General features: G+C 71.4%; 14 protein-coding genes. 3 read left to right on the top strand and 11 right to left on the bottom strand.

Annotated elements, in window-relative coordinates; genetic code table 11:
- Window positions 1-46: 46 nt before the first annotated feature.
- The 5 genes from treY to AWQ68_RS28590 all read right to left on the bottom strand — a co-directional run bounded on the left by treY (window position 47) and on the right by AWQ68_RS28590 (window position 10,235).
- Complete coding sequence (gene treY / locus AWQ68_RS28570) at window positions 47-2,308, bottom strand: malto-oligosyltrehalose synthase (protein WP_066945896.1); 2,262 nt, start codon at window positions 2,306-2,308, stop codon at window positions 47-49.
- Between the two features lie 221 nt (window positions 2,309-2,529).
- Window positions 2,530-4,647, bottom strand: coding sequence for a glycogen debranching protein GlgX (gene glgX / locus AWQ68_RS28575; protein WP_066945899.1), 2,118 nt, complete (start codon window positions 4,645-4,647; stop codon window positions 2,530-2,532).
- Window positions 4,648-4,787: 140 nt separating this feature from the next.
- Window positions 4,788-6,104, bottom strand: coding sequence for an alkyl sulfatase dimerization domain-containing protein (locus tag AWQ68_RS28580; protein WP_245656164.1), 1,317 nt, complete (start codon window positions 6,102-6,104; stop codon window positions 4,788-4,790).
- 40 nt (window positions 6,105-6,144) lie between these two features.
- Window positions 6,145-9,378, bottom strand: a complete 3,234-nt coding sequence (locus AWQ68_RS28585) for an ATP-binding protein (RefSeq protein ID WP_066945901.1) — start codon at window positions 9,376-9,378, stop codon at window positions 6,145-6,147.
- A 170-nt stretch (window positions 9,379-9,548) separates the two neighbouring features.
- Complete coding sequence (locus AWQ68_RS28590) at window positions 9,549-10,235, bottom strand: DUF305 domain-containing protein (RefSeq protein WP_218007077.1); 687 nt, start codon at window positions 10,233-10,235, stop codon at window positions 9,549-9,551.
- A gap of 393 nt (window positions 10,236-10,628) precedes the next feature.
- Here AWQ68_RS28590 and AWQ68_RS28595 point away from each other — a divergent pair, with 393 nt between their 5' ends.
- A complete protein-coding gene (locus AWQ68_RS28595) occupies window positions 10,629-11,633 on the top strand; it encodes a LacI family DNA-binding transcriptional regulator (protein WP_066945904.1) in 1,005 nt (334 codons plus the stop codon).
- Complete coding sequence (locus tag AWQ68_RS28600; RefSeq protein ID WP_066945906.1) at window positions 11,620-13,230, top strand: serine/threonine-protein kinase; 1,611 nt, start codon at window positions 11,620-11,622, stop codon at window positions 13,228-13,230. Before AWQ68_RS28595 ends, AWQ68_RS28600 begins: the two co-directional genes overlap by 14 nt.
- 60 nt (window positions 13,231-13,290) lie before the next feature.
- Here the strand turns inward: AWQ68_RS28600 and AWQ68_RS28605 are convergent, their stop codons facing one another.
- The gene (locus tag AWQ68_RS28605; RefSeq protein ID WP_066945910.1) at window positions 13,291-14,919 is read right to left on the bottom strand and encodes a glycosyl hydrolase family 8; all 1,629 of its coding nucleotides are present in this window, start codon (window positions 14,917-14,919) and stop codon (window positions 13,291-13,293) included.
- A 300-nt stretch (window positions 14,920-15,219) separates the two neighbouring features.
- Here AWQ68_RS28605 and mscL point away from each other — a divergent pair, with 300 nt between their 5' ends.
- Complete coding sequence (mscL, locus tag AWQ68_RS28610; RefSeq protein ID WP_066945913.1) at window positions 15,220-15,642, top strand: large conductance mechanosensitive channel protein MscL; 423 nt, start codon at window positions 15,220-15,222, stop codon at window positions 15,640-15,642.
- A gap of 63 nt (window positions 15,643-15,705) precedes the next feature.
- Here mscL and AWQ68_RS28615 read toward each other — a convergent pair whose 3' ends face one another.
- The 5 genes from AWQ68_RS28615 to AWQ68_RS28635 form a co-directional block, all read right to left on the bottom strand.
- A complete protein-coding gene (locus AWQ68_RS28615; protein ID WP_066946121.1) occupies window positions 15,706-17,286 on the bottom strand; it encodes a glycoside hydrolase family 13 protein in 1,581 nt (526 codons plus the stop codon).
- Between the two features lie 52 nt (window positions 17,287-17,338).
- Window positions 17,339-18,337 (bottom strand): carbohydrate ABC transporter permease, encoded by a 999-nt coding sequence (locus AWQ68_RS28620; RefSeq protein ID WP_084464500.1) that lies wholly within the window; start codon window positions 18,335-18,337, stop codon window positions 17,339-17,341.
- A gap of 14 nt (window positions 18,338-18,351) precedes the next feature.
- Window positions 18,352-19,269, bottom strand: a complete 918-nt coding sequence (locus tag AWQ68_RS28625) for a carbohydrate ABC transporter permease (RefSeq protein WP_066945916.1) — start codon at window positions 19,267-19,269, stop codon at window positions 18,352-18,354.
- A 67-nt stretch (window positions 19,270-19,336) separates the two neighbouring features.
- Entirely contained in the window at window positions 19,337-20,710 is a 1,374-nt protein-coding gene (locus tag AWQ68_RS28630) for an ABC transporter substrate-binding protein (protein ID WP_066945919.1), read from the bottom strand.
- 417 nt (window positions 20,711-21,127) lie between these two features.
- Window positions 21,128-22,144: a LacI family DNA-binding transcriptional regulator gene (locus tag AWQ68_RS28635; RefSeq protein WP_066946127.1), complete on the bottom strand. Its 1,017-nt coding sequence runs from the start codon at window positions 22,142-22,144 to the stop codon at window positions 21,128-21,130.
- Window positions 22,145-22,212: the final 68 nt, after the last annotated feature.

The raw sequence follows: 22,212 nt of genomic DNA on the forward strand, positions 1-22,212 counted from the left end.
GCTCCGCCGTGTCGTGCAAGGGGTCGTACATGGGGTCGTTCACGGGTCACCGCCCGAGGATCGCGACCGGATACCGGGACAGCAGGTGACCCATCGGGACGCGCCCGGTGAGCTCGTGTCCCGTCAGCAGGTCGCGCCACCGGCCCGGAGGAAGCATGAGGGTCTCGCCTCCCCAGCCGCCGCGCCGTTCGAGGCCCACGGGCAGGCGGGTCGCCACCACCACCGCCTCGTCCCCGCGTGCGAAGGCCACCCCGTGCTCGCCCGCCTCCACCGGCGCGTACGGCGCCGCCGGGTCGAGCCGGCTCCTGAGCCGCAGCGCGGTGGCGGTGACCAGCATCTTCTGCCCGTCCCAGGTGGTGGGGCGGGCCCCGGGGGCGAGCACCTCGGCCAGCAGCGCCCGGCGGCGGCGGAAGTCCACCGGCCGCCGGTTGTCCGGGTCGACCAGGGAGAAGTCGGTGATCTCGTTGCCCTGGTAGACGTCCGGCACGCCCGGCATCATCAGCTGGACGGCCTTCTGGCCGAGCGAGTTGACCCGGGCGTACTGGTCCACGACCGCCGTGAAGGCGGCCACCGACGGGCCGCAGATGTCGATCGCCCGCTGGGCGAACTCCCTGACGCCGTTCTCGTAGCCGGGCTCGCGGTTCTGCCAGGAGATCGCCGTCTTGGCCTCTCGTGCCGCTTTGAGCAGATATTTCGTGAAACGCTCGACGCTGATCGGCCAGGACGCCATCAACGTCTGCCAGCCCAGGTAGTCGAGCCGGGAGTCGAACGCCACCTCCGCCGCCCAGGAGTCGACGGCGAGCGCCCACTCGTCCGGCATCTCGGACAGCACCGCCAGCCGGGCCCGCACGTCCTCGGAGCGTTTCGTGTCATGCGTGGACAGGGTGGTCATCGTGCGCGGCGGCAGCCCGGCGCAGAACTCGTGGAACTCCGCCGCGGACACGCCGAACCGGTCCGGCTCGCCACCGACCTCGTTCAGCGCGGCCAGCGGGAACCACCGGTAGAGCGCGGTGTCCTCGACCCCCTTGGCCATCACCGGACCGCAGGTCTGCTGGAACCGCGTCACCGCTTCGGACGGGCCGTACAGGACCAGGTCGGCGACGCGCGCGACCGCCGCGGGGTCGGCGTACGCGGCCGCCTCCCGCGCCGCGCCCCTGACCACGCCGACCGACTCGACCGACGGCGGTTCGCCGGGATCGACGTACGCACGGTAGACCGGCGTCGCGGCGAGCAGCTCGACCACCGCCTCGCGCAGCGCGCCGGTCTCGGGCCCGGCCCCGGACAGGGCCGCCGTGAGCCGGTCGACCTCGCCGCGGAAGAACAGCTCGATGACGTGCTTCTTCGCCGCGTACCGCACCGTCTCGTAGTCCTCGGTCACGCCGGTGTGGCGGGCGAACGTCTTGACGAGCTGCTCCTCGGAGGCCGGGTCCACGAACAGCCGGGTGACCATGTTGAGCGCGTCGTAGCCGGTCGTGCCGTCGCACGGCCAGTGCTCCGGCGGCCGCTCGCCGTCGATCAGGATCTTCTCCACCCACAACGGCCCGGGCACGCGGGGCCGCAGCCGCCGGAGATAGCCGCGCGGGTCGGCCAGCCCGTCCGGATGGTCCACCCGGAGGCCGTGGAGCACGCCCTCGTCGAGCAGGGAGAGGATCACCGCGTGGGTGGCGTCGTAGACCTCCGGATCCTCCACCCGGAGGCCGATCAGCGAGGAGACGTCGAAGAACCGCCGGTAGCCGGGGCTGTCGCGCCAGCCGACCAGCCGATAGTGCTGGGCCCTGAGCAGCTCGGGCAGCGGGAGACCCTCGGTACCCGGCCTGATCGGGAACTCGTGCTCGTGATAGCGCAGCACGTTGCCGTCCACGGAGAACCCATCGCCCCCGGCCCCGCCCTCGTTACCGGTCCCATCCCCGTACAGGTCGCCCACGTCGTCTCCGAGCACCGGGAGCGCCACCGGCCACTCCAGGTCGAACCACCGGGCGTACGGCGAGGCCGGCCCGTCCCGCAACGCCGCCCACAGCGCCACGTTGCACGACTCCGGGACCGGCACGGTCATGTGGTTCGGCACCACGTCGGCGACCAGCGGCAGGCCCCGCGCGGCCAGGGCGCGCAGGGCCGGGAGGCCGCCGAACTCGGCCCGTACGGCGGCGTGGTCGGTGACGTCGTATCCGTGCGCGGACTCCGGCACGGCCTGCAGGATCGGCGAGAGGTAGAGGGCGCCGACGCCGAGCTCCCGGAGATAGCCGGTCAGCTCGGCCGCCTCCCTGAATCCGAGCTCTGGGGTCAGTTGCAGTCGGTACGTCGAGGTCACGGCACCACCCTTCGTCAGGTCTTCCGGCCCGGTCGTGTTCCGCGGACCCCGCCGGCGGCACCCCGCCACGCCGGCGTCTCCGGCCTCGTGCCGGGCGGCCCTTCGGCCGAGGTGGCGCGCGGGCCGGCCGCTCGCGGTGATCCGTACTCCCTGGCTTCGTCCCTCATACTGACGGCGCGACCACGTCACCGCCAGGCCATCCCACGCCGCGTCACCCAGCGTCACCCCGCGCGGCGCAGAACCCGCACCGAACGACCGGACACCGGCACCTCCTCACCGGCCCGGCAGACACGCGAGTCGGTCGAGACCGGCCGCGCCGTGTCGAGCGCGGTCGTCCACATCTCGCCGAAGCCGGTCGGGACGGTGAACCGGATGACGTCGTGGTGGGCGTTGAACAGCAGCAGGAACGAGTCGTCGCTGATCTTCCGCCCACGCCGGTCCGGCTCGGTGATGGCGTCGCCGTTGAGGAACACGGCGAGCGCCCGGGCGTAGCCGTTGTGCCAGTCCTGGTCCGTCATCTCCGTGCCGGACGGCGTCAGCCAGGCGATGTCGCTCAGCTCGTCGTGCGAGCCGCGCTCGGGCCTGCCGTAGAAGAACCGGCGGCGGCGGAAGACGGGGTGGTCGCGGCGCAGCCGCGAGAGCCGCCGGGTGAAGTCCAGGAGCAGCCGGTTCTCCCGGGTGTCCGACCAGTCCACCCAGCTCGTCTCGTTGTCCTGGCAGTAGGCGTTGTTGTTGCCGCCCTGCGTCCGGCCCGTCTCGTCGCCGTGCGAGAGCATCGGCACGCCCTGGGAGAGGAACAGCGTGGCGAGGAGGTTGCGCTTCTGCCGCTCCCTCAGCCGCTGGACCGGCCCGCCGGCCGGCCCCTCGACCCCGCAGTTCCACGACCGGTTGTCGTCCGCGCCGTCCCTGCCGTCCTCGCCGTTGGCCTCGTTGTGCTTGAGGTTGTACGAGACCAGGTCCTGGAGCGTGAACCCGTCGTGGCAGGTGACGAAGTTGATCGAGGCGGCCGGGCGGCGGCTGTCGTCCTGGTAGAGGTCGCTCGACCCGGTCAGCCGCGAGGCGAACTCCGGCAGCGCCGCCGGCTCGCCGCGCCACAGGTCGCGGATCGTGTCGCGGTAGCGGCCGTTCCACTCGGTCCAGCGGGCCGGGAAGTTACCCACCTGGTAGCCGCCCGGCCCGACGTCCCACGGCTCGGCGATGAGCTTGACCTGCGAGAGGACGGGGTCCTGCTGGACGAGGTCGAAGAAGACGCTCAACCGGTCCACCGCGTGCAGCTCCCTGGCGAGGGAGGAGGCGAGGTCGAAGCGGAAGCCGTCCACGTGCATGTCGCTGACCCAGTACCGCAGCGAGTCCATGATGAGCTGCAGCGCGTGCGGGCTGCGCATCAGCAGGCTGTTCCCGGTGCCCGTGGTGTCCATGTAGTACGCCGGGTGGTCCTCCACCAGGCGGTAGTAGTTGGCGTTGTCGATCCCGCGCATCGACAGGGTCGGCCCGAGATGGTTGCCCTCGGCGGTGTGGTTGTAGACCACGTCGAGGATCACCTCGATGTCCGCCTCGTGCAGGGCCTTCACCATCGCCTTGAACTCCAGCACCTGCTCGCCGCGCTGGCCCGAGCTGGAGTACTCGTTGTGCGGGGCGAAGAACCCGATGGTGTTGTATCCCCAGTAGTTGGCCAGGCCGCGTTTCTCCAGCACGTGGTCGGTGACGAACTGGTGGACCGGCATCAGCTCGATCGCGGTCACCCCGAGCCCGGTCAGATGGTCGATGATCTCCGGGTGTCCGAGCGCGGCGTAGGTGCCCCTGATCCGCTCCGGGATCCTCGGGTGGCGGATCGTCAGCCCGCGCACGTGCGCCTCGTAGATCACCGTGTCGTGGTACGGCGTGGCCGGCGGCCGGTCGTGCCCCCAGCCGAAGAACGGGTTCGTCACGACCGCGCGCGGCATGTACGGCGCCGAGTCGCTGTCGTCGCGGCTGTCCGGCTCTCCGAAGCGGTAGCCGTACACCGCCTGGTCCCAGCGGACCGCGCCCTCGACCGCCTTCGCGTACGGGTCGAGCAGCAGCTTGGCGGGGTTGCATCGCAGCCCCCGCGCCGGGTTGTACGGACCGTGGACGCGGTAGCCGTACCGCTGGCCGGGGCCCACGCCCGGCAGGTAGCAGTGCCAGACGAACCCCTCGACCTCGGTGAGCGGCACCCGCTCCTCGGCGTCGTCCTCGTCGAACAGGCAGAGCTCGACCTTCTTCGCGACCTCCGTGAAGAGCGCGAAGTTGGTGCCTGCACCGTCGTAGGTGGCCCCCAGCGGATAGGGGTCACCCGGCCAAATCTCTCTGCCCTCGTTCACTCACGCCATCGTTCCCACCCTCGGGGGACTTCGACAGTTCGGCGATGTTAAAGACAGCGGATTTCCCATGGAACGGCGAAGGGAGGGGTCACCAAGCCGGTGGGTTCCGCCGCCGGCTGTCGCTCCGGTCCGGTTCCCGGTCAGGCGCCTCCGGCGGCCTTCCGTGACTCCTCGGCCGCCCAGGTGAACACGCCCTTCGCCATCAGGGACTCCTCCGACGCGGCGCGGGCGGCGTACACCCGGGCACGGACGAGGTGCGCTCCCGGGTCGTCCGGCGCGGCCTGCACGGCCATCTCCGCGAAGTGCCCCGCCAGCCGCTGGTCGCCGTCGTCCAACGCCTTGAGCGCGGCCTCGCCCAGCCGCTCCGCGCCTCCCGCCAGCTCGGCCACGGCCGCGGCGAGCACGGCGTCGGGCGCGGGCTTCAGATGGGCGGGGTTGCCGTCGTACCAGCCGCCGTACAGCCGCCAGATATTGCGCACCACGAACTCCGGCTCGTCGTAGTGCGGCCGCAGGTAGGGCCGGTCCGCCAGCCGCGCCGGAGGCCGTACGGCCCGGACGATGTCGTCCAGCCTGGCCCCCTCGTTGAGCATCTCCAGGGAGCGTTCGACGACGGCCTCGAGCCACTCCGCCGTCTCGGTCAGCGCCTGCTCGACCCGGTCGGCGCCGAAGACCGGGGCGCCGTGGCTCGGCAGCATGGTCTCCGCGCCGAGCGTGGCCATCCGGCGCAGCGCGATGGCCCACTCCCGGGGGTAGCGCTGGACCTTCTGCGGGTTGCCGCAGTTGGGGCTCACCCAGATGAACAGGTCGCCGGGAAGCAGGACGCGCCGCGACGGCACCCACCCGACGCTCGCGTCGTCGGTCTCGCCCTTGGCGTGGAAGAGCTCGACGGGCCCGGCCGTCAGCTCGTCGCGGTACGTCACGTCGGGGTAGCGGTACTCGGTCGGCCAGGTCAGGTCCGGCACCTGGAACTGCCGCTGGTTGATCACCGCGTTGTAGCCGTTGGTGAGGATGTACCGATCGAATCGGGCGGGGATCGCCTCGTGCCCCACCACCGTGGGCCTGGGCCGCCCCGCCGCGTCGGCCTCCGCGTCGAACGGGCCCACGCCCGACACGTGGTCGATGTGCCCGTGCGAGTAGATCACGGTCGTCACCGGCTCGTCGGTCCACGCGCGCAGCTCGGCGTGCAACCGGTCCGCCTCGTCCGGGGTGCCGGTGTCGAACAGCGTCACCTCCCCGCCGTCGCGTATCGCGATCGTGTTGCCGAAGCCGTTTCGGTAGCCCACGCCCTCGGCGACCTCGACGAAGCCCTGACCGGCGAGTCCCGTGAACACGACGATGTCCGGGATCTCACCCCGCCAGGCGGCGTCGGCGTACTCGACGATGTCCATGCGAAGCCCGCCTTTCTTCGCGACCTCCGGCCGGATGGCCACCGCGGCCGGGGCGTCTCCCTCCAGCATGCGCAGCCCCCGACGGTCCGCACCACACCACCCCTGGGGCTCACTCCGACCGGGCGAGCAGCTCGCGCACCCGGGGCTCGTACAGCACGGCCCCCGAGCGGGCGACCAGGTCGCGCGCCGCGCGCAGGTGCCCGGCCGCGGCCTCGCGGTCGCCGAGCGCGAGTGCCAGCCGTCCAAGGCACAGGTCGGCCACCGACCAGCCGAGCAGCCGCCCGGCGCTCGGCGCGAGCCGCGCGTAGAGCGCCCGCGACGCGGCCACGTCTCCCAGCTCCGCGCACACCTCGCTCAGCAGCTCGGGGATGTACCGGTAGGCGAGATCGCCGTCGATGGCGGCGAAATCCCCGCGCGCCAGTTCCGCGAGGACGTCCGCCGCCTCGTCGCGCCCGCCGGCGTCGAGCAGGGCGACGCACTTCAGGACCAGCCAGCCCGGCTGGCCCGGCCGGAGCGCGAGCATCCGGCCGGCCAGGGCGAGCGCCGCCGTCGCCTCTCCGCGCGACCGCAGCAGCAGGAAACGGAAGACCTCCTGGCGCACGGCCGCGTCGTCCCTGCCGAGCGCGCCCTCGGGATGGACCCGGGCCGCCTCCTCGGCCTCGGCGAGCGCTCCTTTGAGATCGCCCCGCATGTACGCGCGGATCGCGGCGAGCCACGCCGCCAGGCTGAGCAGGGCCGGCTGGCGGACCCGCCGCGCCGTCTCGCGCAGCCACTCCAGGAGCGGCCCCGCCCGCTCGTCGTCGCCCTGCGTGACCAGCTCGATGTAGTCGGCCTCGCGGGCCAGCCACTCGGACACCGGGTCGCCGGTGCGCCGGGCCACCTCCGCCATCTCGTCGATGACCGCCTGGCGCTCGGCGTGCGTGGCGACGCCCCGCGAGAGGATCTCGTACGCGCTGAGGCCGCGCAGCAGCGCGCGGTCGTCCCCCGTCCGCCGCGCCTCGCGCACCGCCTCCTCGGCGAGGACCGTGCTCTCCGGCACCGGACGGGAGAAGGCGCCGGTGACGGCGGCGGCCGCGAGGAGCGGGGAGCGCCAGGGCGCCCCCTCGCCCGCGTGGGCGCGCAGGACGCGTTCGACGCGCCCGATGAGCGCGTCTCCGGCGGTCCACTCCTCGTACATCGCCCAGGCCAGCGGGTCGGAGAAGCCGAGGACGGCACGGGCCAGCCGCTCGTCGTCGCCCAGCGACTCGGCGATCTCGGCGGCCTCCTCCAGGGAGGCACGCACCTGGGTGGTCATGCCGGCCGCGGCCTGCGCGTCCGCCAGGTCGAGCAGCAGGTCGCACTTCAGCGCCGGGTCGGCCACCGGGAGCCGTCCGGTCAGCGGCACCGCGTGGCGCAGGTGGTCGGCGGCGTCCTCGTACGCGAACTGGGAGGTGGCGTGCGCCGCAGCCTGGCGGGCGTACTCGATGGCCTTGGCCGCCATCCCCGCGATCACCAGACCCTCGCGGTAGTGGTGGGCGAGCTCCGCCAGGTGGCTGCCGCGCCGTTCGAGCGCTGCGGCCACGCGGGCGTGCAGGCGGCGGCGCCGCAACGGCGCGAGCCCGTTCCTGAGCACGTCCCGGACGATGTCGTGGGCGAAGCGGTAGACCAGCCCTCTCTCGATCAGCAGCCGCGCGTGGACGGCCGCGTCCAGCACGTCGAGCACCTGGTCGCGCGGGGCGTCCACGACGTCGAGGAGGACGCCGAGCTCGGCCTCGCGCCCCAGGAGGGCGGCGGCGGAGAGCACCTCGGCCGCGCCCGGCGGCATGGTGGCCATCCTGCCGCGCAGCACGTCGGCGACGGCGCCCGGAGCGTCCGCGCCGAGGTGGACCACCTCGCCGAGGAAGAACGGGTTCCCGCCGGTCTGCCTGGCCACCTCGGCGGCCCGCGTCGCGTCGGCCCCCGCCCGTTCGAGGTATTCGGCGATCGCCTTCTCCGACAGGCCGCCGAGGACGACCCGTTCGACGTGCGGGAGCCGTACGAGCGTGGACAGCGCCCTGGCGAGCGGCTCGCCGACCTCGGTGTCGCGGTAGGTGGCCACCACCGTCAGCTCCGGGCACGACCGGGTGGCGGCCAGGAACTCCAGCAGGCGCAGCGACGAGGCGTCCGCCCACTGGAGGTCGTCGATGACGACCAGCACGGGACCGTGGCCGCCGACCAGCTGCGCGAACGCCTCGTAGAGGGCGAACTCTCCGGTCGCGCCGGTGATCTCGGCCAGCTCGCCGCCCCTGCCGGTCAGCTCCCGGACCGCCTGCGCCCACGGCCAGTACGGCGGGGCGCCGGTGCCGTCCCAGCAGCGGCCGAAGACGACCCTGGGGACGTGGCGGGCCGCGTCCTCGGCCAGGCTGGTCTTGCCGATGCCCGGCTCCCCCGCGACGAGGACGACCCGGTGTCCGGGTGAGGCGATGGCGCGGCGCAGCACCTCGGCCTCGGCCGCCCGTCCGATCAACCAGGTCGTCGGGGCGGACACGGCGCTCTCGGTCCACAGGGCCCGGTCGCTCGGCTCGTCCGCCGTCACCATGACGCGATCCGGCACGAGGGCGGGGTCCTGGGAGAGGATCCGCCGCTCCAGCTCCCGGGAACGGGGGTCGGGATCGAGGCCGAACTCGTCCACGAACATGCGGCGGCCTTCGGCGAGCACGGCGAGCGCCTCCGCCTGCCGTCCCGCCTGGTAGAGCGCGTGCGCGGTGATCCGGCGCAGCCGTTCGCGCAACGGGTGGGCGAGCAGCAGCCGGGCCAGTCCCGGCGCGAGTTCCGGCCCCATGCCCAGCGCGAGCTCGGCCTCGGACGCATCCTCGACGACGGTGAGCCGCAGCTCGGCCAGATGGGTGACGTCGTCTCGCGCCCAGGGCTCGTCCTCGAAGCCGGAGAGGGGCTCGCCGCGCCATTCGGCCAGCGCCCGCCGCAGTTCCCTCGCGCCGGCGGCCTGCTCACCGGCGCCGAGCAGCCGCCGCCCCTCGGCGATGCGGTCCCTGGCCCGGCCCAGGTCGTAACCGCCCTCGGGCATGACGAGCGCGTACCCGCCGGGCGTGCTGACCAGCACGGACGGGCTGCCCCTCCGGATGCGGCCCGGCTCGAGGACGCGGCGCAGCTTGGAGATGTACGCCTGGACGGTGTTGACGGCCCCCGGCGGCGGCTCCTCCGGCCAGAGCGCGTCGACGATCCGGGCGGCGCTGACCGGCCGGGGCGCGGCCAGCATGCAGAGCGCGAGCACCGCCCGCTGCTGCGCCGGCCCGATGTCGAGCACGGTCCCGTCGTCGCCGATCACGGACACCGGGCCGAGCAGGCGGAACTCCACGTCGGTCACTCTCCTGGTCGTATTGTGCCGACTTTATTCAGATATCGGACGCTCAAATAGACCAGGTGGTTGGGGCCGAGCCGAATCACACGCGCCGCTGACGGCCGGTCTCGCGAAAGCACGACGGACCGCCGGAGGCGCGAGGCGCGCTCACGGTGAAGCGGGCCGGGCGCCTGCCGTCACTTCAGCTTGGCGAGGTAGCCCTTCATCTCCTTGATCTCGGCCTTCTGCGCGCTGACGATCGTCTCGGCCATCGCCTTGGCGTCCGTGGAGGCACCGGAGGCGATCTCCTCCTCGGCCATCTTGATCGCACCCTGGTGATGCTTGATCATCAGGGTGATGAAGAGGCGGTCGAACGGGGATCCGTCGGCCTTGGCGAGCTTGTCGATCTCGGCCTTGGACAGCATCCCCGGCATCGCGTGGTCACGCGGGAGGGGTTCCTCACCCCAGCCGTCCAGCCACCCCTTCATGGTCCGGATCTCCGGGTCCTGCGCCTCGGTGATCTTCGCGGCGAGGTCCCTGATCCACTGGTCGCCGGCCTGGGTCCGGGCGAGGCCGGCCATGTCGATGGCCTGCAGATGGTGCGGGATCATCATCTTCGCGAAGGAGACGTCCGCGTCGTTGTGCCCCGCCCCGTCACCCGGGTCCCCCGAGTCGGACGGAGACTCGGACGGCTCCGCGTCCGCGGAGGGCGTCTCCGAGGCGACGGCCGACGGAGACGCCGCCGCGGAGTCGGAGTCGGACACCGCCGAGGCCGACGGGGACGGAGCCGCGGCGTCCGTTCCGGAGCCGGAGCACCCGGCGAGCATGGTCAGCGCGACCGCGCCCGCGGCGACCGGCAGGACGATCCGGCTAAAGCTGGTCACTCAGAAGGAACCTTTCTCAGCGGGGCCAAAATATGACGGACCGAAAGAGAGGCGTGCGCCGGTCCGTGATCTCGTTGTCAAGGACCCTACCGTGACGAGCGCGCACCCCTTCGTCACTCAGTTCGACCATTGACGGTCAAGTCGCAGGTCAATCCGCTCCCACCCTGGCCGTTCACCGGAACTCGTTCGCGTTCTCCATGGCGAAATCCCCTGGTGAACTGCCGCAGAACTGCCGCGAAAACAATGGGACAGCAGGCCCCTGACCATATCGAACGTGCGCCGAATACTCCGAAAGGTTTCATACCGATGAAACCTCTGTTGACACGCACGAAACAGTGATACGTTCCGTTGGGAGCGCTCCCAAGCCGTAACACTTCGGGCCGAGGAGACGGAATGGCCGATCTTCCCACCCTCGCAGAGGTAGCCGCCGCAGCCGGCGTCTCTCCGGCGACCGCGTCCCGGGTCCTCACCGGCTCGGTCCGCGTGACGACCTCCACTCGCCGCCAGGTGCACGACGCCATGTCCCGCCTCGGCTACGTACGGCGTCGCGCGCCTCGCGGCTCCGGAGGCAGACGCACCGACCAGATCATCGCCGCCGTCGTCTGCGAGCAGACTCCGCGACTCTTCAGCGAGCCCTTCTATGCCAGGCTGCTGGCGGCCTGCGAGGAGACGCTGGCGGCGCACGGCGTCCCGATGGTCGTCATGACCGCCACGCCCTCGACCGCGGCGATCACCGCCCCGCCGCTGGTCGCGGGGGCGGTGGACGGGGTGCTCCTGGTGAGCGCCCGATCGCGCCACCCGCTCGCGGTCACCCTCGCCGCCTCGGGCATCCCCGTACGCTGCGCGGGCCGTCCCCCGGACGGCGTCGAGCTGCCGTACGTCGACATGGACAACCGGGACGGCGGGCGGCAGGCGGCCGAGCACCTCCTGCTGAGCAACCGGAGGGCCATCGCGACCATCGCCGGCCCACCGACGCTCCCCGCCGCCAGGGACCGCCTGGACGGGTTCCGCCAGACGCTCCGCGACGCGGGCCTCGCCGACCCGCCGGTGGCGTACGGCGACTTCAGCCACGCCTCCGGCGCGCACGCCATGCAGTGGCTGCTGCAACGGGCGCCGCACCTGGACGCCGTCTTCGCCGCGTCGGACGTCATGGCGGCCGGGGCCATGCAGACGCTGCGCCGCGCCGGGCGCAAGGTGCCGGACGACGTCGCCGTCGTCGGCTTCGACGACGCGCCGATCGCCCGGCACACCTCCCCCACCCTGACCACCGTCCGCCAGCCCGTCGAGGAGCTCGCCTCGCTCGCCGCCAAGCTGCTCCTCACCTCGGTGGCCGAGGCCGGGGCGTCCGAGGGCGACCAGGTGCTGCCCACGGAACTGGTGGTACGTGAATCGTCCTGAGCTCCGCGAGGGCGACGTCCTGACCCGCCGCTACCTCCTGCAGGAGCGGATCGCGACGGGCGGGATGTCGGTCATCTGGCGCGCCTTCGACCAGTCCCTGCAGCGCACCGTCGCGATCAAGGTGCTGGACGGCACGCTGGACGGGGACCATCCGGGCCGCGAGTTGATCCGGCGTGAGGCCAGGGCGACCGCCCGGCTGATCCACCCGGACGCGATCGAGGTCTACGACTACGGCGAGACCGTCACGAACGGCGGCCGCCTCGCCGCGTACGTGGTCATGCGCCTCCTTGAGGGACGCTCGCTGGCCGACCGCGTCACCGAGGGACCGCTGCCCTGGGCGGAGGCCGCCCTGATCGCGACCCGGCTGGCCCGGGTGCTCGCCGCCGCGCACGAGCGCGGCATCGTCCACCGCGACGTCACGCCGGAGAACGTGCTGCTCACCCCGGACGGGGCCAAGCTGCTCGATTTCGGCATCGCGGCCTTCACCGGCGAGGCCGACGACCACCTCGTGGCCGATTTCGGCACGCCCCCGTACGTCGCTCCCGAGCGGCTGCGCGGGATGACCGCGGACCCGGCGGTGGACGTGTACGCCCTGGGCGTGCTGCTCTACGAGATGCTCACCGGGGCCCCGCCGTACCCGGAGACGACCTGGGAGGGCATCGAGGCGGCGCGGCGCGACGGCCCGCCGCCGATGCCGGACGTGGTGGGCCTGCCCGCCGAGATCGCCGAGCTGTGCCGCCGCTGCCTCTCCCCCGACCCCGCCGAACGGCCGAGCGCGCACGAGGTGGCCGAGTCGCTGGCGCCCGAACCGGCCCCGGACGGGCGCCGCCGTCGGGGATGGGGCGCGGCCGCCGCGGCCGGGGCGGTGGCCGTCGGCGTCCTGATGTGGTCGCAGCTCGGCGCGGCCGGGGGCGACATCGTCGTCGCGCGGCCGACGACGGACGCGCCGACGCCGGCCGTCGTGTCGTCCGGCGCGTCCGGCGTCACCGCCCAGGCCGCGGGCGAGCACCCGAGGACGGAGCCGCCTGCGGAGCCGGGAGACGCCGCGGAGGGCGGAGGGCAGGCGCCGGGCCAGCGGGAGACGCCCAGACCGGCCCGAAACGAGCCGACCCCGGCGACTCAGCCGACCGGGCAGCCGGCGAGACCGGTGGCGGACCCGGGCGGCCACCGCGAGCCTCCCCAGGGCGAGACGGGCGACCGCCCGTCGGCGAGCCCCGCGGCCGGCCCTGACTCGCGTGCCGGAGACTCCCGGCCGGCGCGCACACGGCAGGCGGACAGCACGTCGGGCCGCGAGCGCGACGTGTCCGCGCTGCCGCTCGCCACCTCAAGGCGGGTCCCCCTGGACCGCGCCGTCGCCCGGTTCGACTTTCTTCTCGCCGACGGGCTGGCCGACGCCGAGATCAGCCCGGACGCGGCGCTGGACCTCAAGCAGGTGCTGCACAACTCCGTCAGCGGGCGCGACGTCAACGGCGTGGCGCACGTCCGGACCAAGCTGGACGACCGGCTGCGGGAGGGCAAGCTGTCCGTCGCGCTCATGCGCCGGCTCGGCGGCGCCGTCGACGACGTCCACACCGCACTGGCCCGCTCCCTGGCCTGAAACAGGGTGTTCCCGGCAAGGCGGGACGCCTCGCCGGGAACGGACCTCAGACCAGCCGGGTCACGGCAGCCAGTAGTTGCCGGAGGCCAGGATCATGACCTGGAGCTGGATGCTGGCCGAGTAGTAGTCGTTGGACGAGAACGACGTGTTGACCATCTTCGTCCACAGCGCGTCGAGCCACGCCTGGCCGCCCGGGTCCGTCATCGCGGTCACCGCGAACGGGGCGAAGAAGGCGGGCTCGCTGCCGCTGCTGATCTGCGAGCCGCTGAGCGAGTAGCCGACGCCGATGCTGTTCGCGTTGCCGCCGGTCTTGCTCTTGATCCACGTGTTGATCTTCCGGGCGGAGGCCAGGGAGGCACTGTCGCCGCTGGTCACGGCGTCGGCGCCGATGCGCCAGGGGTCGCGGCAGGCGTTCCACCAGTACTTGCCGTCGTTCGCGTCCTCCAGCACCTTGCCGGACGCGGGCTTGGGCGTGGTGTTCGTGTTGATCACGAAGTCCGCGAGCAGTCCGGTGCTCGACGCGTAGTTCGCCTGCTGGGAGGTGATCAGGTTCTGGTGCGCCGTCCTGATCGTGTCCCACGCGCTGTCGCCGGTGGCCTTCTTGAACGCGCGGAAGTGGTCGATCATCCAGTCGGACGAACGGCTGACGTAGTACAGCGAGTCGCCCGCGGTGCTCCAGTCGCCCAGCAGCATCAGGTGGGTCGTCGGGTTCACCTCGTTGGCCTTGATCGCGTTGATGTGCTTGACGGCCAGATCCTTGTAGTTGTACGTCCCGGAGCTGCCCCACTGCCGGTCGGCCAGCAGCAGGCCGAGCGCGACGTCCAGGTCGCCGTCGGTGGCCGAGTCGGAGCCGTCGACGCTCTTGCACGAGGCGTCCTGCTCGGCCGCGAGCAGGTTGGGGTTGTGCACGGACGGGTGGGCCAGCATCCACTTGACCATCCCGTCGAAGATCGTCTTCGCGTTGGGGTCGGCCCCGGCCATGGTGGCCACGACGACCATGCCGTAGCCCTGCGCCTCGGCGACGTACGGGTGGTCGGCGTCCGGCGAGATCACCTGGTACCAGCCGTTCCCGCAGTTCTGCCGGATGAAGGCGGACTTCCACTTGGTGTAGTAGTCGATCACCTTCTGGTCGAGCGTCGCCTGGGAGCCCGTCGGGCGCAGCGTCCCGGACGCGTACGCGAACTGGTGGCTGCCGAAGGGCACGGCCGGGCCGGTGCCGCCGCCACCGTCCTGGCTGACCACGGTGAGCTTGTCGACGTTCGGCCCGCCGTCCGCGCCGGTCCCGGTGGCCCGGACGGTGTTGGCCCCCGCCTTGAGGGTGACCGAGACCGACTTGTCGGCCCAGGTGTCCCAGGTCCCGGTCCCCGCGAAGGACACGCCGGTCGCGACCGTGGCCCCGTTCACCGCGATGTCCATCGGGCGCGCGGTCGTCTTGCCGTTGGCGTACCGGAAGGTCAGCGTGGCCGGGCCGGCCGCGGCCGAGGAGACGGACCACTGCACGTAGCCGCCGGCGGCGTTGTCGTAGTCGACGAATCCGGTTCCGGTGTATCCGGTGTGGTTGGTGGCCACGGAAGCCGCGGAGAGCGTGGCGTCCTCGGCCTCGTAGACGGTCGTGGCAGCGGCGGCGGGATGGGCCGCGGCCAGGGGAAGCAGCAGTCCGGCGGCGATGATCAATGGTCGAATGCGCATCTCATCTCATCCTGTGTGCGTGACGAGGATCGGCTGGGGGCGTGCGCCGGGGCCGGTACGGACCCGGCGATCGATCGGGGCCCGGACGACTGGCGTCCGGGGCAGGGGACGGGGTGCCGCGCGCGGTCAGGACAGGGCGAACGTTAGGAAAGCTTCCTAACTTTCGTTGCTATGGCACCAGCCGGGCCGTCCACAGTCAAGACCCAAAATCGGCCACAGGCGCCCGGCCGCCCGATGGCGGAAAAGTGACGCTTCCCACCCCTTGCACCCGGCGGAGTCCCTGGGGTAGGTCGTTGGCCCATGAGCGGATTCAAGAAGTTCCTGATGCGCGGGAACCTCGTCGAGCTGGCCGTCGCGGTCGTCGTCGGAGCCACCTTCAGCGGGCTCGTCCAGGCGCTCGTCGCCGACCTCGTCACCCCGCTGATCGGCGCGGTGACCGGCGGCAAGCAGCCCGACTTCTCGACGTACTCGTTCACGATCAACGGGAGCGAGTTCAAGTACGGCGACTTCGTCAACCACGTGCTGACGTTCATCATCATCGCCGCCGTCATCTACTGGCTGGTGGTCATGCCGATGAACCGGCTGATGGGCCTGTTCGACCGGAACAAGGAGGCCACCGAGAAGGAATGCCCCGAGTGCCTCAGCACGATCCCCGTCAAGGCCCGCAGGTGCGCCTTCTGCACCGCGGAGCTCACCCCCGCCCCCGAGACCTCCCCCGCCTGACGCCGCTCCACGGCGAAGGGCCCGGACGGGAAAACCCCGTCCGGGCCCTTCGCGTGTCGTGCCTCAGACCAGCCAGACCGTCGTGTCGGCGCGCAGGAGGTCGCCGTCGAGCGGTCCGCTGGCGAGCAGCACCTCCTCGTGCGGCGGCAGCCGTACGGGATCGGGGCCGAGGTTGACGACGCAGGTCACGCCGGTGTCGCGGGTGAAGGCGAGCACGGAGTCGCCCACGGGCAGCCACGTCATGGCGCCGTCGCCGAGCCGCTCGCGGCGGAGGTGCAGCGCGGCCCGGTACAGCGACAGCATCGACCCGGGATCGGCCCGCTGCGCCTCGACCGTGAGGTCCTTCCACGCGGCCGGCTGCGGGAGCCACGGCTCGCCCGTGCTGTACCCGAACGGCGGCTCGCTGCCCGACCAGGGCAGCGGCACGCGGCATCCGTCCCGGCCTGGCACGGTTTGCCCGGAGCGATGCCACATGGGGTCCTGGCGCAGCTCGCCGGGGATGTCCTCCACCTCCGGCAGCCCCAGCTCCTCGCCCTGGTAGACGTACACGCTGCCGGGCAGGGCCATGGCGAGCAGCGCCGCCGCCCTGGCCCGGCGGTACCCCAGCTCGGGGTCGTACGGCGCGCCGTCCCTGCGATCGGCGTTGTCCCAGGACGTGTCGGCCCTGCCGTACCGGGTGACGGGGCGGGCGACGTCGTGGTTGGACAGCACCCAGGTCGCGGGGGCGCCCAGCGGGACGTGCGTCGCCAGGGTGAGGTCGATGGCCCGGCGCAGCGCTCCCACCTCCCAGGCGGAGGACAGGAAGTCGAAGTTGAAGGCGGTGTGCAGCTCGTCCGGCCGGAGATACCGCGCGAAACGCTCCTGGTCGGGCAGCCACACCTCCCCGATGAGCACGCGGCTCGGGTACTCGTCGCAGACCCGCCGCCACTCCCGGTAGATGTCGTGGACGCCGTCGTGGTCGGTGTAGGACTCCTCCACGCTGTCCAGGTCCTTCAGGAGCACGGCGGCGGAGTCGATGCGGAAGCCGTCCACGCCGCGGTCGAACCAGAACCGCAGGATGTCGAGGAACTCGTCGCGGACCCGCGGGTCCTCCCAGTTGAAGTCCGGCTGCTCGGGAGCGAAGAGGTGCAGATACCACTCCCCGTCCGGGACGCGGGTCCAGGCGGGCCCGCCGAAGATGGAGCGCCAGCCGTTGGGCGGGGCGTCGCCGTCGCCCCGGCGGAACCAGAACCGTTTCCTGGCCTCCGAGCCGGGACCGGCGGCCAGCGCCTCCTGGAACCAGGTGTGGCGGTCGGATCCGTGGTTGGGCACGACGTCGATGATGATCCGGATGCCGTGGGCGTGCGCCTCCTCGATCAGCGCCTCCGCCTCCGGCAGGGTGCCGAAGTCCGGTTCGATGCCCCGGTAGTCGGCCACGTCGTACCCGCCGTCAGCCATCGGCGACGGGTACCACGGGTTGAGCCAGATCGCATTCACGCCGAGGTCGGCGAGGTACGGCAGGCGGGCCCGCAGCCCCGCCAGGTCTCCGGTGCCGTCGCCGTTCCCGTCGGCGAAGCTGCGCAGGTACACCTGGTAGATCGCGGCGCCGCGCCACCATTCTTCTTCGGGTTGTGGAGTCGTCCCCCGAGAGGCATTGCCGGACATGCTGAACACAACTCCTTACACAGATGGGTGAACCGGCGGACGCGCGGCCGCGTCAGCCTTTGAGGCTTCCAGCGGTGAGACCGGCCATGATGCTGCGCTGGAAGAACAGGAAGACCACGATGGCGGGGACGCTCGCGATGACGAGCGCGGCCATGAGAACGTTCTGCGGCATCTGAGCGGAAAGGGAGGAGATGCCGACGCTGATCGGCATCTTGTCGGTGTCCGGCTGCACGAGCAGCGGCCAGACGAAGTCCTTCCAGACGTTCACCACCGACAGGATGGAGACCACACCGAGGATCGGCCGCGACACCGGCAGCACGATCGACCAGAGGATCCGCGCGGGGGTGGCGCCGTCCATCTCGGCGGCCTCGATCAGCTCACGCGGGATCGAGTCGAAGAACCGCTTGAGCAGGAAGATGAAGAACCCGTTCGCGGCGGCGGGCAGCCAGATCGCCCATGGCGTGTTCAGCAGGTTCCAGCCCAGGATCGGCAGATCTTTGACCGTCAGGTACGCGGGCAGCAGGATCACCATCGGCGGGATCATCAGGGTGGACAGCATCATGGCCAGGACGGCCTTGCCGAGCACCGGCCGCAGCTTCGACAGCGCGTACGCCGCGGACACGTCGAAGGCCAGCGTGAACAGCCAGGCCCCGCCGGCGTAGACGACCGTGTTCCGCAGGAAGAGGCCCAGGTCGAGCTGGTCCCACGCCTCCTTGTACACCCCGAAGTCGATCTTCTCGGGGAAGAGCGAGGGCGGGATCTGGGCGATCTCCTCCGGCGACTTCAGGGCGCTGGTGACCATCCAGTACAGCGGGAAGACGAAGATCGCGGTGAACCCCACCACCACGGTGACGAGGACCGTCCAGTAGACGATCCGGCCGCGGGTGGTGGTCAGCGTGTGCGGCGAGACCAGGCCGCGGACCTCGCGCCGCTCTCCCGTCCTGCCCGGACGGCGGCGCCCGCTCCTCCGCGCCGGCGCGTACGGCCCGACAGGGGCCCGCCGGTCCGGGCGAACGTCGGCGCCGGACGCCTCGGCCGTGCGGTTCGACATCGGTGCCACTCCCTTCAGTTCTTGTCGTCCCGCGAGACGCGCAGGTAGACGGCCGAGAACACCATCAGCACGATCATGAGCATGAGGCCCAGCGCGCCGCCACCGCCGAAGTTCCCGAAGCTGAAGGCGTACTGGTACATGAGGTAGGCGACGGTGACGGTCGCGTTCTCCGGCCCGCCGCCGGTCAGCAGGTACGGCTCGATGAAGACCTGCATGGTCGCGACGATCTGCAGCAGCAGCATCACCAGGAGGATCAGCCGGGTCTGCGGGATCGTGACGTGCCAGACGCGGCGCAGCAGCCCGGCGCCGTCCAGCTCCGCCGCCTCGTACAGCTCGCCGGGGATGCTCTGCAGCGCGGCGAGGTAGATCAGCGTGCCGGTGCCGAGGTTCATCCACGTGGACACGATGACCAGCGAGATCAGCGCCGTCGTGGTGGAGTCGAGCCAGCTCAGCGCGGGCAGGTGGACGAGGTCGAGTATCTGGTTGAACAGTCCCGGGCCCGGGTCGTAGAACCACTTGAACAGCAGCACCGCGACGGCCGGCGGCAGCATCACCGGCAGGTAGACGACGATCCTGAGATACGCCTTGGCGTGCCGCAGCTCGTTGAGGACCAGCGCGATCACGAACGGCACGGCGTACCCGGCGACCAGCGCGAGCAGGGTGAACATCGCGGTGTTGACCCAGGCCGGCCCGAACGCCGAGTCCTCCATCACCGTGCGGAAGTTGTCCAGCCCCACCCACTCGGGCGGCCCGACGAAGTTCGTCTTCTGGAAGCTGAGCAGGAACTCCCGGATCATCGGGTACCAGGAGAAGAACGCGAAGCAGATGAGCGCCCCGCAGAGGAACCCGTACGCCGTGAGGTTGCGGCGCACGGCACGCCCCATCGCCTCCCGGCCCCGCCGCCGCGAGCCGCGCACGGTGATTGTGGTCATCGGTTTTGACTCCTGAATCGACGTGACCACCGGGGCGCCGCGTGTCGGCGGCGCCCCGGAGCCGAGGTCAGCTCGACTTGGCGAGGATGTTGTCAACCTTCTTCTGCGCGTCCGAGAGCAGCTGGTCGATGTTCGCGTCCTGCCTGGTCAGCACCGCCGACATCGCCGTGTCGAGCACCGCGTAGATCTCCTGGGCCTTCGGCGGCTCCAGCTTGAACTGGATGTTCGCCGAGCCGTCCACGTAGGACTGGAAGTGGTCGACCGGAACCGTCGCGAACTGCTTGCGCTGCTCGATGATCTTCTCGCCGGGCGGGGTCGAGCCGTACAGGTCGGTGCTGGGCAGGCCGACCGGCAGCCCGTCGGCCTTGCTCCGCTCGTAGTTGAACTGGCCCTGGCCCGGGGTCAGGAGGCGGTACTCCAGCCACATGAGGCCCGCCTTGATCTTCTCCGGCGTGGCCTTGGGGTTGAACATGTAGCCGTCACCGCCGCTCAGCGACTGCTTGGCCTCGGGCAGCGAGGTCACGCCGTAGTCCTCGAACTTGCCCTTGAAGTCGTTGTTGACGGCCTGGACGACGTCGGGGGCGCCGATCATCATGCCGAGCTTGCCGGAGCCCATCATCCGCATGAGGTCCTCCCAGCGGAGGAGCTGCTTGGTGCCCATGCTGTTGTCGGTCCAGCGCATCTCCTTGAGGTTCTCCAGCACCGCCTTGCCCTCGGGGCTGTTGAACGCCGACTGCTTGCCGTCGGGGGTGACCATCTCGCCGCCCCGCCCGTACAGCGCGGAGGTGAAGTGCCAGCCGCCGGTGTTGCCGGCACTGTACTCGCCGTACCCGACGTAGCCGGGGCCGAGCGCGGCGATCTTCTTGGCCGCCTCCCGGACCTCGGCCCAGGTCTTGGGCGGGCTGTCCGGGTCGAGACCGGCCTGGGTGAAGAGCTTGCGGTTGTACACCAGGCCCGTGGAGTAGTTGGTGCGCGGAAGGCCGTAGATCTTGTCGCCGTTCTTGAACACGCTGAGCACGTCCGGACGCATGTCCTTCAACGTGGTCACCGTGTCGATGTACGGCGAGATGTCGGCGGCCTGCCCGGCGGCGATGATCCGCTGGACGTCGGTGTAGTAGACGTAGAAGACGTCCTCCATCTCCCCTCCGGCCAGCTTGGCCTGGAACGTCTCGGGGACGATGCAGGGGAACGGGTCCTTGCTCTCGATCGTGATGTTCGGGTGCAGCTTCTGGAACGCGGCGACGTCGGCGTCCCACTGGGCGCGTTCCTTCGGGTTGCTCTTCGGCGGCTGGCAGCCGACCGTGATCGTGACCGGGGCGTCCGCCCCGGCCGACGCGCCGGACTTGGCACTGTCCTTCGCGTCGTCACCGCCACTGCCGCAGGCGGCGACGGTGAGGGTGATGCCTGCCGCCAGCAGTATCGAGAGGTTGCGGGATTTCATCTTGTTCCCTCCTGGAACGGCACACCACGACCCGTCTAGGCGCCCCCGCTCGCCCACCGCCTCCTCGGACGGTCACGAGCCGGACATTTGCCAGAAACATACAAAGCGAAACATATGAGAGCAAGACGCTGGCGTGCTCGATGCAAAAAAGTGACAGCAGCGCGAATCTCCACGGCAGAACCCGTAGATCGTCGATGCTTCCGTGCACCGACGGCATGAGGAGGGACGGTATCGGCCTCGGGTCGGGCGGGCGCTGCTCCGGCCAGGCTCAGGCAGGCACGCGGGCCACTTGAGCGGGAGAGGCCAGGCTCAGACACGGGCGGGATGGACCGGGGTGACCGGACCAGGCACGCGGGCCACGCAGGCGAACCGGCGGGACCAGGCGCGCGGGCTGCTCGGGCGAGAGAGAAATCCGGCTCAGGCGGGGTCGGCCGGCGCGGGTCCCGTGGAGGAGCGGACGACCAGCTCAGGCTCGAACAGCAGCTCGTCACTCGGGACGGCGCCCGCGCGGATCTGCGAGACGAGCAGTTCGACGGCGGCCCGCCCCATCGCCTCGATGGGCTGGCGCACGGTCGTCAGCGGCGGATCGGCGCAGTTCATCAGCGCCGAGTCGTCGTAGCCGACGACGGAGACGTCCCCCGGGACCGACAGCCCGGCCCGGCGGGCGGCGCGGATCGCGCCGAGTGCCAGCACATCGCTGGCGCAGGCGATGCCGGTGACGCCGCGGCGCACCAGCCGGGCAGCGGCGGCGTGGCCGCCCTCGATGGAGAACAACGCGTGCTCGACCTGTTCCGGGGTCACTTCCACCCCCCGCCCCTCCGCGAACGCCCGGAACGCGGCGAGCTTGCGCTGGGACGGCACATGGTCGGGCGAGCCGAGCAGGATGCCGACGCGACGGTGGCCGAGGGCCAGCAGGTGGGCGAGCGCCATCTCGGCGGCGGCCACGTCGTCGCAGGAGACCTGCGGGAACCGCAGGTGCTCGACGGCGGCGTTGACCAGCACGATGGGGAGCCCTCGCTCCCGCACCCGCTCGTAGTGGGCGTGCGAGGCGTTGCCCTGGGCGTACAGGCCGCCCGCGAAGACGATGCCGGACACGTGCTGCTGGAGGAGCAGATCGACATAGTCGGCCTCCGAGACGCCCCCGACCGTACGGGTGCACAGGACGGAGGTGAATCCGCGCTGCGCCAGCGCGCCGCCCACAACCTCGGCGAACGCCGGGAAGATCGGGTTCTGCAGCTCTGGGAGCACCAGCCCGACCAGCCGGCCCCGCTCCCCGCGCAGCCGTGAGGGCCGCTCGTACCCGAGCACGTCGAGGGCGGTGAGCACGGCCTCTCTGGTGGCGTCGGACACGCCGGGCTTGCCGTTGAGGACGCGGCTGACCGTCGCCTCGCTCACGCCCACCTTCTTGGCAACTTCCGCAAGCCGTCGTGTCATGAACGCAAGCATACGACAATTCGCGTAAGAATTTGCGTTCGCTTGCGCAGCGCCCGCCTCGGCCGGGG

It is taken from the genome of Microtetraspora fusca (assembly GCF_001570365.1).
Classification (GTDB): Bacteria; Actinomycetota; Actinomycetes; order Streptosporangiales; family Streptosporangiaceae; genus Microtetraspora; species Microtetraspora fusca.